General features: G+C 56.4%; 10 protein-coding genes and 1 tRNA gene. All 11 read right to left on the bottom strand.

What is annotated here, in order from left to right; all coding sequences use genetic code 11:
- Positions 1–15 precede the first annotated feature (15 nt).
- The gene (locus ACQ4WO_RS27780) at positions 16–168 is read right to left on the bottom strand and encodes a hypothetical protein (RefSeq protein ID WP_436484103.1); all 153 of its coding nucleotides are present in this window, start codon (positions 166–168) and stop codon (positions 16–18) included.
- 48 nt (positions 169–216) lie between these two features.
- On the bottom strand, positions 217–4,458 hold the full coding sequence (rpoC, locus tag ACQ4WO_RS27785; protein ID WP_034753138.1) for a DNA-directed RNA polymerase subunit beta': 4,242 nt from the start codon (positions 4,456–4,458) through the stop codon (positions 217–219).
- 122 nt (positions 4,459–4,580) lie between these two features.
- On the bottom strand, positions 4,581–8,687 hold the full coding sequence (gene rpoB, locus ACQ4WO_RS27790) for a DNA-directed RNA polymerase subunit beta (RefSeq protein WP_436484104.1): 4,107 nt from the start codon (positions 8,685–8,687) through the stop codon (positions 4,581–4,583).
- Positions 8,688–8,931: 244 nt separating this feature from the next.
- A complete protein-coding gene (gene rplL, locus ACQ4WO_RS27795) occupies positions 8,932–9,303 on the bottom strand; it encodes a 50S ribosomal protein L7/L12 (protein WP_128141044.1) in 372 nt (123 codons plus the stop codon).
- 67 nt (positions 9,304–9,370) lie between these two features.
- Positions 9,371–9,910 (bottom strand): 50S ribosomal protein L10, encoded by a 540-nt coding sequence (rplJ, locus tag ACQ4WO_RS27800; protein ID WP_034753621.1) that lies wholly within the window; start codon positions 9,908–9,910, stop codon positions 9,371–9,373.
- Between the two features lie 320 nt (positions 9,911–10,230).
- Entirely contained in the window at positions 10,231–10,926 is a 696-nt protein-coding gene (rplA, locus tag ACQ4WO_RS27805; RefSeq protein WP_034753134.1) for a 50S ribosomal protein L1, read from the bottom strand.
- A complete protein-coding gene (rplK, locus tag ACQ4WO_RS27810; RefSeq protein WP_034753131.1) occupies positions 10,926–11,360 on the bottom strand; it encodes a 50S ribosomal protein L11 in 435 nt (144 codons plus the stop codon). Before rplK ends, rplA begins: the two co-directional genes overlap by 1 nt.
- A 219-nt stretch (positions 11,361–11,579) precedes the next feature.
- Positions 11,580–12,206, bottom strand: a complete 627-nt coding sequence (nusG, locus tag ACQ4WO_RS27815; RefSeq protein WP_034753130.1) for a transcription termination/antitermination protein NusG — start codon at positions 12,204–12,206, stop codon at positions 11,580–11,582.
- On the bottom strand, positions 12,206–12,589 hold the full coding sequence (secE, locus tag ACQ4WO_RS27820; protein WP_010394308.1) for a preprotein translocase subunit SecE: 384 nt from the start codon (positions 12,587–12,589) through the stop codon (positions 12,206–12,208). Before secE ends, nusG begins: the two co-directional genes overlap by 1 nt.
- Positions 12,590–12,621: 32 nt before the next feature.
- Positions 12,622–12,697, bottom strand: a tRNA-Trp gene (locus ACQ4WO_RS27825).
- A gap of 66 nt (positions 12,698–12,763) precedes the next feature.
- Positions 12,764–12,935, bottom strand: a 172-nt coding sequence (locus tag ACQ4WO_RS27830; protein WP_495542774.1) for an EF-Tu C-terminal domain-related protein, incomplete at its 5' end; no start/stop codon positions are given.

The raw sequence follows: 12,935 nt of genomic DNA on the forward strand, positions 1-12,935 counted from the left end.
AGCTAGCAGCGCAGATTACGCTTCGTCGCCGTGATGTTGCCGGGTTTCGATAACCAGCATATCTTCGGTAGCTTCACCGGCCAGGGGGGCTTTATCGGCCAGCAGCGGGGCTTGAAACTCTGCGGTCTTCTCTTTGCCTGTGCGGTGGAAGGCCGCAGTAACGGACATAAAAAAACGGCACCCGAAGGTGCCGTTCTTGTCAGCTAGCAGCGTAGATTACGCTTCGTCGCCGTGGTGTTGCTGGGTCTCGATATCCTGCAACGCTTCTGCAGCTTCGCCAGCCATCGAGGCTTTCTCGGCCAGCAGCAGCGCTTGACGCTCTTCCACTTCCCACGCTTCTTTCTCTTTGCGTGCGCGGTGGAAGGCCAGGCCCGTACCGCCAGGAATCAGGCGGCCGACGATGACGTTCTCTTTCAGGCCGCGCAGACCATCGCGCTTGCCCATGATCGCCGCTTCGGTCAGCACGCGGGTGGTTTCCTGGAACGATGCGGCCGAGATGAACGAATCGGTCGACAGCGATGCCTTGGTAATACCCAGCAAGACGTTTTCGTAGGTCGCTGGAATCTTGTTCTCAACGGCCATGCGATCGTTCTCGTCCAGCAGTTCCGAACGCTCTACCTGCTCGCCAACGATGTAGTTGGTGTCGCCGGCATTGACGATCTGAACACGGCGCAGCATCTGACGCACGATCACTTCGATGTGCTTGTCATTGATCTTCACGCCTTGCAGACGGTACACGTCTTGCACCTCGTCAACGATGTAACGTGCCAGCGCTTCGATACCCAGCAGGCGCAGGATGTCTTGCGGATCGGCCGGGCCGTCCACGATCATCTCGCCCTTGTTCACGACTTGGCCGTCATGCACCAGCACTTGTTTGTCCTTGGTGATCAAGAACTCATGCTTGTTGCCGTCCATGTCCGTGATTTCCAGACGCTGCTTGCCTTTGGTTTCTTTACCGAACGCAACCGTACCCGTGACTTCCGCCAGCATACCGGCATCTTTCGGCGAGCGCGCTTCGAACAGTTCGGCAACGCGTGGCAGACCACCGGTAATATCGCGCGTTTTTTGCGATTCGGTAGGAATACGTGCCAGCACTTCACCAACCGATACCTGTTGACCGTCCTTGACCATGATCAGCGCGCCGACCTGGAAGCCGATCGCCACCGAGTGTTCGGTGCCGGCGATCTTGACTTCTTCGTTCGCGTCGTTGATCAGCTTGACTTGCGGACGCAACGTTTTCGTCAACGAACCGCGACGTTTCGCATCGATCGCCACCAGGGTGGACAGACCGGTCACTTCGTCGACCTGACGGGCTACGGTAACGCCTTCTTCGACGTTCTCGAAACGCACTTGACCGGCGTATTCGGTAATGATCGGACGCGTCAAAGGATCCCACGTTGCCAGGGCCGTACCGGCCTTGATGACCATGCCGTCCTTGACGATCAGGGTCGCACCGTACGGTACTTTATGACGCTCACGCTCACGGCCATGGTCGTCGGTGATCAGCACTTCGCCGGAACGGGAAATGACGATTTGCGCGCCCTTGCCGTTCGTCACGTAACGCATGGTTGCCGTGAAGCGGATGGTACCGTTCGACTTGGCTTCCACCGACGATGCCACTGCCGCACGCGAAGCCGCACCACCAATGTGGAACGTACGCATGGTCAGCTGGGTACCAGGCTCACCAATCGACTGCGCTGCCACCACACCGACGGCTTCGCCGGCGTTGACCAGCATGCCGCGGCCCAGGTCGCGGCCATAGCACTTGGCGCACAGGCCGAAGCGCGTGTCGCAAGTCAGTGGCGTGCGGACCTTGACTTCATCGATGGACAGACGTTCGATCTCTTCGACCATGTCTTCGTCCATCAGGGTGCCGGCTTCGTACAGCGTTTCCTGGGTTTCAGGATTGACGACGTCATGCACCACGACGCGGCCGAGGATACGGTCACGCAACGGTTCGATGACTTCACCACCTTCGACCAGTGCCTTCATGACGGCGCCGTTCATGGTGCCGCAATCATCTTCGATCACCACCAAGTCTTGCGTCACATCAACCAGACGACGCGTCAGGTAACCGGAGTTAGCCGTTTTCAGCGCCGTATCGGCCAGACCTTTACGAGCGCCGTGGGTCGAAATGAAGTACTGCAAAACGTTCAGACCTTCGCGGAAGTTCGCGGTAATCGGCGTTTCGATAATCGAGCCATCCGGTTTGGCCATCAGACCACGCATACCGGCCAACTGGCGAATCTGGGCTGCGGAACCGCGCGCGCCGGAGTCGGCCATCATGTAAATGGCGTTGAACGATTCTTGCGTCGACTTGGTGCCGTCGCGGCGGATCACGTCTTCGACTTTGAGCTGGTCCATCATGGCCTTGCCGACTTCATCCGAGGTTTTGCCCCAGATATCGACTACCTTGTTGTAACGCTCGCCGGCGGTCACGAGACCCGAGGCGTATTGCTGTTCGATCTGCTTGACTTCCGATTCGGCCGTCGCGATCAAGGTGACTTTTTGAGGCGGTACCAGCATGTCGTCGACGCAGATCGAGATACCGGCGCGTGTCGCCAGGCGGAAACCCGATTGCATCAGTTTGTCTGCGAACACCACGGTGGCGCGCAGGCCGCACTTGCGGAACGACGTGTTGATCAGCTTGGAAATTTCTTTCTTTTTCAGCGCGCGGTTCAGGACGGAGAACGGCAGGCCTTTTGGCAGAATTTCCGACAGGATCGCACGGCCGATCGTCGTTTCGTAACGCGTTACCGTTTTCTCGAATTCGCCCGTTTCGGCGTTTTTCGGGTATTCGGTAATACGCACGGTAACGCGGGTCGTCAGTTCGACTTCCTTGTTGTCATAGGCGCGGATCACTTCCGACACGTCAGGGAACATCATCCCCTCGTTCTTCGCATTGATCGCTTCGCGGGTCGCGTAGTACAGACCCAGCACGATATCCTGGGAAGGAACGATCGATGGTTCGCCGTTCGATGGGAACAGGATGTTGTTCGATGCCAGCATCAGGGTGCGTGCTTCCATCTGCGCTTCGATCGACAGAGGAACGTGGACCGCCATTTGGTCACCGTCAAAGTCGGCGTTGAATGCGGCGCAGACGAGCGGGTGCAGCTGGATGGCCTTGCCTTCAATCAGGACTGGCTCGAACGCCTGGATACCCAGACGGTGCAAGGTCGGTGCGCGGTTCAACATGATCGGATGTTCACGGATCACGTCTTCCAGGATGTCCCACACGACCGGCTCTTGAATCTCGACCAGCTTTTTGGCGGCCTTGATCGTGGTAGCCAGACCCATCAGTTCCAGTTTATTGAAAATGAATGGCTTGAACAGTTCCAGCGCCATCAGTTTCGGCAAGCCGCACTGATGCAGTTTCAATTGCGGGCCCACGACGATGACCGAACGACCGGAGTAATCAACGCGTTTGCCCAGCAAGTTTTGACGGAAACGGCCGCCCTTGCCCTTGATCATCTCTGCCAGCGATTTCAGCGGACGCTTGTTGGCGCCGGTCATCGCTTTGCCGCGACGGCCGTTGTCCAGCAGCGAATCGACTGCTTCTTGCAGCATGCGCTTTTCGTTGCGCGTGATGATCTCTGGAGCGCGCAGCTCCATCAGGCGTTTCAGACGGTTGTTACGGTTGATGACGCGGCGATACAGATCGTTCAGATCCGAGGTCGCGAAACGGCCACCGTCCAGCGGTACCAGCGGACGCAGTTCCGGCGGCAGCACTGGCAGCACTTCCATGATCATCCAGTCAGGCTTGATGCCCGAACGTTGGAACGCTTCCAGCACTTTCAGGCGCTTCGCGTATTTCTTGATCTTGGCTTCGGATTTCGATTCCTTCAGTTCCACGCGCAGGGTTTCGGCATCGCGGTGGATGTCGATCGAGCGCAGCAGTTCACGGATACCTTCGGCACCCATGAAGGCGGTGAAGTCGTCGCCGTACTCTTCGTACTTGGCGGCGTAGTCGTCTTCCGACATGATCTGGCACTTTTTCAGCGGGGTCATGCCTGGATCGGTCACGACGTATGCTTCAAAGTACAGCACGCGTTCGATGTCCCGCAGGGTCATGTCCAGGACCATGCCCAGACGCGACGGCAGCGACTTCAGGAACCAGATGTGCGCGGTAGGCGAGGCCAGCTCGATGTGGCCCATGCGCTCGCGGCGCACTTTGGCCAGGGTGACTTCGACGCCGCACTTTTCGCAGATCACGCCGCGGTGTTTCAGGCGCTTGTACTTGCCGCACAGGCATTCGTAATCCTTGATCGGGCCAAAGATCTTGGCGCAGAACAGGCCGTCGCGCTCAGGCTTGAAGGTACGGTAGTTGATGGTTTCCGGCTTCTTGACTTCGCCGTAGGACCACGAACGGATTTTCTCAGGCGAAGCGAGACCGATCTTGATTGCATCGAAGGTCTCGTTGGTCTGTACTTGCTTGAATAGATCGAGCAGTGCTTTCATGTATCACTCCAGAGGTGATTAAATTTCTATATTCCTGAGACTACATTGCCCGGCGTGGTTTCCCAGCCGGGCTTTGTGTTTCCCAAACCAAATGACGCTTATTGGGTCAATAAGCCTGTCGTTTAGTTGCGTTCGAGGTCGATATCGATACCGAGCGAACGGATTTCCTTGACCAGCACGTTGAACGATTCCGGCATGCCGGCGTCGATCACGTGATCGCCCTTGACGAGGTTCTCGTACACTTTGGTACGGCCATTCACGTCATCGGACTTGACGGTCAACATCTCTTGCAAGACATACGACGCGCCATACGCTTCCAGTGCCCAGACTTCCATCTCACCGAAACGCTGACCACCGAACTGGGCTTTACCGCCCAGTGGCTGTTGCGTCACCAGCGAGTAAGGCCCGGTCGAACGCGCATGCATCTTGTCATCGACCAAGTGATGCAGTTTCAGCATGTGCATGACGCCGACAGTGACCTTGCGCTCGAACGCTTCACCGGTGCGACCGTCATACATGGTCACCTGGTTTTTCGAAGCGGTCATGCCCAGGTTCTTGGCGATGTCGTCCGGATACGCCAGGTCCAGCATGCGGCGGATCTCGGCTTCATTGGCGCCGTCGAACACTGGCGTGGCGAATGGAACACCTTTTTTCAGGTTTTCCGCCAGCTTCATGATCTCTTCGTCGTCGAAGTCGTTCAAGTCTTCCGCACGGCCGTTGTCGTTGTAGATCGTCGTCAGGTACTTGCGCACTTGCTCGACCTTGGTTTGCGCCTTCAGCATTTCGCCGATACGGATACCCAGACCCTTGGCAGCCCAGCCCAAGTGCGTCTCGAGAATCTGACCAACGTTCATCCGCGAAGGAACGCCCAGCGGGTTCAGCACAACGTCGGCTGGCGTGCCGTCGGCCATGTATGGCATGTCTTCCACAGGAACAATACGGGAAACCACACCCTTGTTACCGTGGCGACCTGCCATCTTGTCGCCCGACTGCAGGCGGCGTTTCACGGCCAGGTACACCTTGACCATTTTTTGTACGCCTGGTTGCAGCTCATCGCCTTGCGTCAGTTTCTTGCGCTTCTCTTCGAAGGCCAGATCGAACTGGTGACGCTTCTCGTTGATCGATTCCTTGATCGCTTCCAGCGCTACCGCTGCATCGTCGTCCGCAGGGCGGATGTCGAACCAGTGGTATTTGTCCAGATCGGCCAGGTATTCCTTGGTGATCTTGGCGCCTTTGGCCAGCTTTTTAGGGCCGCCGTTGACAACTTTGCCGATCAGCATTTTTTCCAGACGCTGGAAGGCATCGCCTTCGACGATACGCATCTGGTCGTTCAGATCCAGACGGAAGCGTTTCAGTTCGTCATCGATAATTTGCTGGGCACGCTTGTCGCGCACGATGCCTTCACGGGTGAAGACTTGCACGTCGATCACGGTACCGATCATGCCCGAAGGCACGCGCAGCGACGTATCTTTCACGTCCGAGGCTTTTTCGCCGAAAATCGCGCGCAGCAGCTTCTCTTCCGGGGTCAGCTGGGTTTCGCCCTTCGGCGTCACTTTACCAACCAGCGTGTCGCCGGCTTGAACTTCAGCGCCGATGTAGACGATACCGGACTCATCCAGACGTGCCAGCTGATTTTCAGCCAGGTTCGAGATGTCGCGCGTAATTTCTTCCGCGCCCAGTTTCGTGTCACGGGCCACCACCGACAACTCTTCGATGTGAATCGAGGTGTAGCGGTCGTCCTTGACGACGTTTTCCGAGATCAGGATCGAATCTTCGAAGTTCAGACCATTCCATGGCATGAAGGCCACGGTCATGTTCTGGCCCAGCGCCAATTCACCCAGGTCGGTCGATGCGCCGTCGGCGATCACGTCGCGCTTGGCAACACGGTCGCCCACTTGCACGATAGGACGCTGGTTGATGTTGGTGTTCTGGTTCGAACGGGTGTACTTGATCAGGTTGTAGATGTCGACGCCCACTTCACCAGCTTGCGCTTCGTCATCGTTGACGCGAATCACGACACGGCCCGCATCGATGTAATCGACGATACCGCCACGCAGCGCTTGCACGGTGGTGCCCGAGTCGACCGCAACGGTGCGTTCGATACCGGTACCGACCAGCGCTTTTTCCGGACGCAAGCAAGGCACAGCCTGGCGTTGCATGTTGGCGCCCATCAATGCACGGTTCGCATCATCGTGTTCGAGGAACGGAATCAGCGAGGCAGCGACGGAAACGATCTGGCCTGGGGCCACGTCCATGTACTGGATGCGCTCCGGGGAGACCAGGATGGTTTCGCCAGCTTCACGGGCCGAGACCAGTTCATCGGACAGCATGCCGGCGTCGTTGATGGTCGCATTCGCCTGAGCGATGATGTACCGGCCTTCTTCGATGGCGGACAGGTAGTCGATCTGATCGGTAATCTTGGAACCTTCGACCTTGCGGTACGGGGTTTCCAGGAAGCCGTATTCATTCAGGCGGGCATACAACGCCAGCGAGTTGATCAGACCAATGTTCGGACCTTCCGGTGTCTCGATCGGGCAGACGCGGCCGTAGTGGGTCGGATGCACGTCGCGCACTTCAAAGCCGGCGCGTTCGCGTGTCAGACCGCCGGGTCCCAGAGCCGATACGCGGCGCTTGTGGGTAATTTCCGACAGAGGATTGGTTTGGTCCATGAACTGCGACAGCTGGGACGAACCGAAGAACTCGCGAATCGCGGCCGAAATCGGCTTCGAGTTGATCAGATCGTGCGGCATCAGGTTGTCCGCTTCGGCTTGGCCGAGGCGTTCCTTGACGGCGCGCTCAACACGCACCAGACCGGCGCGGAATTGATTCTCGGCCAGTTCGCCCACGCAACGCACGCGACGGTTACCCAGGTGATCGATATCGTCGACTTCGCCGCGGCCATTGCGCAGTTCCACCAGGATCTTGATCACGGCCAGCACGTCTTCGTTCGACAGGGTCATGGCGCCGGTCAGTTCATCGCGGCCAATGCGGCGGTTGAACTTCATGCGGCCCACAGCCGACAGGTCGTAGCGGTCCGAGTTGTAGAACAGGCCATTGAACAGCGCTTCAACGGAGTCTTCCGTTGGCGGCTCGCCTGGACGCATCATGCGGTAGATCGCCACTTTCGCAGCCATCTGGTCGGCGGTGTCGTCGATACGCAGGGTTTGCGAGATGTAGGCGCCCTGATCCAGGTCGTTCGTGTACAAGGTCTGGATTTCGGAAATGTTGGCATCGCGCAGACGGCCCAACAGATCTTCGGTCAGCTCATCGTTCGCGGAAGCGACGACTTCACCGGTGTCGCCATCGACGATATTCTTCGCCAATACGCGGCCCAGCAGGTAGTCTTCCGGTACGGAAATGTGCTTGATGCCGGCAGCTTCGATATCACGCACGTGTTTCGCGTTGATACGCTTGTCTTTCAGCACCAGGGTCTTGCCCGACTTGTCGACGATGTCGAAACGCGCCACTTCGCCGCGCAGACGCTCGGAGACGAATTCCATTTCCGCGCCTTCGGAGCGCAGGTTGAAATTGTCGAAGACAAAGAAATTGGCCAGGATTTGCTCGTGCGACATGCCGATGGCTTTGAGCAGGATCGTTACTGGCATCTTGCGGCGGCGGTCGACGCGGAAGAACAGGATGTCTTTCGGGTCGAACTCGAAGTCCAGCCACGAACCGCGGTAAGGAATAATACGCGCGGAGAACAGCAGTTTACCGGACGAGTGGGTCTTGCCGCGGTCATGCTCGAAGAACACGCCAGGCGAACGGTGCAACTGGGAAACGATAACCCGCTCCGTGCCGTTGATGACGAACGAACCGGTGGTCGTCATGAGCGGCAATTCGCCCATGTAGACTTCCTGTTCCTTCATCTCTTTGACGACGGGCTTGGTTGGCGATTCCTTGTCCAGGATCACCAGGCGCACTTTCGCGCGCAGCGGCGACGCGAACGTCAGGCCACGTTGTTGACATTCTTTGACGTCAAAGGCAGGATCGCCCAGAACGTACGACAAGAATTCGAGACGCGCAAAACCATTGTGCGAAACGATAGGGAAAATCGAAGTGAAAGCCGACTGCAGGCCATCATTCTTGCGGCCGGACGGTGCTATGTCCTCTTGCAAGAAGCTATGATAAGACTCGAGCTGGGTCGCCAGCAGGAACGGAACGTGGTGAACGTTGGCGCGCTTCGCGAATGATTTGCGAATGCGTTTCTTCTCAGTAAATGAGTAGTGCATGGACACTCCGTGAGTGACAGAAAGGATAGAAAATTCAGGTTTTGCAAGTGTTCGTTTGCACCGCTGCGTGTGACACAGACGAAACCTCAAGGCTCTGCTTTCCGGCTTGAATCGAATAAAAACTGCTGCTACAACTACGTGACAAATACGATGCAGACGACAAAGGAGCCAAAGTCGGATTTCCCCCCTTGCGAGGGGAAACCTCAGACTTTGACTCGGGCGCTAACTGCCGCCGGTACAGATATTACTTCATCGAAGCGGTTGCGCCGGCTTCAATCAGTTTCTTCACTGCAGCTTCAGCGTCAGCTTTCGACACTGCTTCTTTCACAGTTTTTGGTGCGCCATCGACCAGGTCTTTAGCTTCTTTCAAGCCCAGGCCGGTGATTTCGCGAACTGCTTTAATGACGCCAACTTTGTTTGCGCCGAAGGTGTCCAGCACAACGTTGAACTCGGTTTGCTCTTCAGCTGCTGCTGCTGGGCCTGCTGCAGGACCGGCCGAAGCCATCGCTGCTGCGGACACGCCGAATTTTTCTTCGAATGCTTTAACCAGGTCGTTCAGGTCCATTACGGACATGGCGCTAACTGCTTCCAGGATATCGTCTTTGCTAATTGCCATTTTGAAACTCCTAAATTTATTACGTTAGTTACATCAGATTGGTACTGAGAGAAAAAAGCGCGCGCAATTAAGCGGCTGCTGGGGCTTCTTCTGCTGCTGCTTCCGCAGGAGCTTCGGCGCCTTCGCCTTTTTTCGCTGCCAGGGCAGCCAGACCACGTGCAAAGCCCGAAACCGGAGCCAGCATAACGCCCAACAACTGCGAGATGAGGACTTCACGGCTAGGAATGCTCGCCAACGCGGTGACAGCAGCTGTATCCAGCGGCTTGCCTGCGTAGTTACCTGCTTTGATGACCAGTTTGTCGTTGGTTTTAGCGAAGTCAGCGATGACTTTAGCTGCTGCAACGGCATCGGCCGAGATCGAGTAGATCAACGGGCCGGTCATGGCATCTGCCAGGCTGGCGAATGCGGTACCTTCAACGGAGCGACGAGCCAGAGTGTTTTTCAACACACGCAGGTACACGCCTTGGGCACGCGCTTTAGCACGCAGTTGCGTCAAGTGACCAACCTGGATGCCACGATATTCGGCCACGACGATCGTTTGCGCATTAGCTACTTGTGCGGAAACTTCGGCGACGACGGCCTTTTTGTCATTCAGATTGAGACTCACGGTCAACCTCCTTAAATGATGTTCGGCAATCACAACCGAGTGGTTGAGCGCCTTGCATCGGTTCGAACACGGCGTCCGAAGTCAAGAAGTACTAAACTGAGCGGATGGATTCACGCAGCATGAGGACTACAAAACTTGTTCGGGTACACCATCTGCGTTGGGCACTTGCCGTTGCCGGCAAGCCTATTAACCTTCTGCATGTGCGATCGCAGTCGGCCCAACGGTCTTTGATTGTCTGCCTGCCTGGTGCGAACACCGGGCAGACAGCCCAAAGATGCGCCCGCAGCGCCCGAAGGCGCTACAGGACTTGATTCTGTTACTTAAGCTGCCAGGCTAGCCTGGTCAACACGGACGCCAGCGCCCATGGTCGACGACAGCGAAACTTTGCGCAGGTACACGCCTTTGCTCGATGCTGGCTTGGCTTTGTTCAGTGCGTCGATCAGTGCGACCAGATTCGATTTCAGATCTGCGTCAGCGAACGATTTACGGCCGATGGTAGCGTGGATGATACCGGATTTGTCGGTACGGTACTGAACTTGACCGGCTTTCGCGTTTTTCACGGCGGTAGCGACGTCAGGAGTAACAGTGCCAACTTTCGGGTTAGGCATCATGCCGCGTGGGCCCAGGATCTGACCCAGGGTACCAACGATACGCATGGTATCTGGCGAAGCGATAACGATGTCGAAAGGCATGTCGCCGGCTTTGATCTGCTCAGCCAGGTCTTCCATACCAACGATGTCGGCGCCAGCTGCTTTAGCAGCTTCCGCTTTTTCGCCCGACGCGAATACTGCCACGCGTACGGTTTTGCCGGTACCAGCTGGCAGCACGACGGAGCCGCGCACCACTTGGTCGGATTTCTTAGGATCAACACCCAGTTGTACCGATACGTCGATCGATTCATTGAACTTGGCCGTTGCGCACTCTTTGATCAGAGCGACAGCGTTGTCGAAAGCGTACACTTTGGTACGGTCGACTTTGGCTTTCAAAGCCTTGATACGTTTGGATAACTTAGCCATTATACAACACCTTCCACCGTGATACCAATCGAACGAGCGGAACCAGCGATGGTGCGTACAGCAGCATCCATGTCGGCAGCGGTCAGATCAGGGGTTTTCAATTTAGCGATTTCTTCAGCTTGTGCGCGGGTCAGCGTACCGACTTTGTCGGTATGTGGCTTCGGCGAACCTTTGGTGATCGCAGCAGCTTTTTTGATCAGGTAGGTTGCTGGAGGCGTCTTCATCACGAACGTGAAGGACTTGTCAGCGAACGCGGTGATCACGACTGGAATCGGCATGCCTGGCTCCAGACCTTGGGTCTGTGCATTGAAGGCCTTGCAGAATTCCATGATGTTCAGACCACGTTGACCCAGAGCTGGACCGATTGGTGGGGATGGGTTTGCTTTACCAGCTGGCACTTGCAGCTTGATAAAACCAATGATTTTCTTTGCCATGATGGCTCCTATCTTGGATTGAGTAGTAGCGCCCCGCCGATCCTACCCTGGCGGGGCTCCTCTGACCGGATTTTGCTGAGACTACCGCAACGCTCCTGGTGGCGCTTTCAAACCTACTGCGCGGCGCGATTTGCGGCTTCCGATGCTCACTGTGCATTCGCACAGCTCCGCTTCTCAGCCACAACTCACATCCGCTCGCTACGGTTTTGTGAACCGCCTTTAAACTTTTTCGACCTGGCCGAATTCGAGCTCTACCGGTGTAGCGCGGCCGAAAATGGTGACCGAGACGCGCACTTTGGATTTCTCGTAGTTGACTTCTTCGACATTGCCGTTGAAGTCGGTGAACGGACCATCCTTGATGCGGACTTGCTCGCCCACCTCGTACAAGGTTTTTGGACGGGGCTTTTCAACACCCTCCTGCATCTGCTTCATGATGCCGTCGATTTCGCGCGCGGAGATCGGCGTCGGCTTGTTCGACTTGCCACCAATGAAACCGGTAACCTTGCTAGTGTTCTTAACCAAATGCCAGCTCTCGTCCGTCATTTCCATTTCAACCAGCACATAGCCAGGATAAAAACGACGTTCGGTGACGGACTTCACACCATTCTTGACTTCGACAACTTCTTCGATCGGCACCAGAATCTGGCCGAACTGGTCTTGCATGCCCGCGCGCTCGATGCGCTCGGTCAGTGCGCGCATGACGCTTTTTTCCATGCCGGAATAAGCATGCACGACATACCAGCGCTTGCTGCTGACTGGCACGCTCAGCGCTGCACCAGTGTCCGCTACCGGAGCGTCGCCCGGAACAGACTCGTCCGCCGCTTCATCATGCACATTTTCGCTCATTATTTTTTCCAACCCAGAATTACGTCATACAACAAAAACTCGAGCAATTTATCCGTGCCCCACAGGAAAATCGCCATGACCAGCACAAAGGCAAACACGATCGCAGTAATCTGCGTGGCTTCTTTGCGGGTAGGCCAAACGACTTTCTTGGTTTCGCGCACAGCTTCTTTGGCGAAATTGAGAAATTCACGGCCGGTCGTCGAGACATACAAGAGCGCAACAGCAATAACCAAACCAGCCACAAGCGCGCTTGCACGCACCAGAGCTGGTTGGCCTGCCAGGTAATAAAACCCGACTACTCCTGCAATCGCAGCTACTATTGCCAGCGCGACTTTTATCTTGTCACTCGACGTGCTAACGGTTTGCACGGATTGATTTGACATTTTTCTACTTTCGGTGCCCTGCACCTTGACGGTGGCAGGGACGGAGGGCATCGAACCCCCAACCTTCGGTTTTGGAGACCGACGCTCTGCCAATTGAGCTACGTCCCTACGTAAAACTTTCGAGGAGTGCTATTCTACCACCCAGGACGCCCCGGGTGGAAGCATAACATTTCCTTATGCGAGGATTTTTGCAACCACGCCGGCGCCGACGGTACGACCGCCTTCGCGGATAGCGAAGCGCAGACCTTCTTCCATCGCGATCGGGTTGATCAGCTTGACGGTGATCGACACGTTATCGCCTGGCATGACCATTTCTTTGTCTGCTGGCAACTCGATCGAACCGGTT

The organism is Janthinobacterium aestuarii (assembly GCF_051380835.1).
Taxonomy (GTDB): Bacteria; Pseudomonadota; Gammaproteobacteria; order Burkholderiales; family Burkholderiaceae_D; genus Janthinobacterium; species Janthinobacterium aestuarii.

Coding starts and splice junctions, on each gene's coding strand:
- rpoC (WP_034753138.1), bottom strand. CDS start 4,458: ATGAAAGCACTGCTCGATCTATTCAAGCAAGTACAGACCAACGAGACC.
- secE (WP_010394308.1), bottom strand. CDS start 12,589: ATGTCAAATCAATCCGTGCAAACCGTTAGCACGTCGAGTGACAAGATA.
- rpoB (WP_436484104.1), bottom strand. CDS start 8,687: ATGCACTACTCATTTACTGAGAAGAAACGCATTCGCAAATCATTCGCG.
- nusG (WP_034753130.1), bottom strand. CDS start 12,206: ATGAGCGAAAATGTGCATGATGAAGCGGCGGACGAGTCTGTTCCGGGC.
- ACQ4WO_RS27780 (WP_436484103.1), bottom strand. CDS start 168: ATGTCCGTTACTGCGGCCTTCCACCGCACAGGCAAAGAGAAGACCGCA.
- rplA (WP_034753134.1), bottom strand. CDS start 10,926: ATGGCTAAGTTATCCAAACGTATCAAGGCTTTGAAAGCCAAAGTCGAC.
- rplK (WP_034753131.1), bottom strand. CDS start 11,360: ATGGCAAAGAAAATCATTGGTTTTATCAAGCTGCAAGTGCCAGCTGGT.
- rplL (WP_128141044.1), bottom strand. CDS start 9,303: ATGGCAATTAGCAAAGACGATATCCTGGAAGCAGTTAGCGCCATGTCC.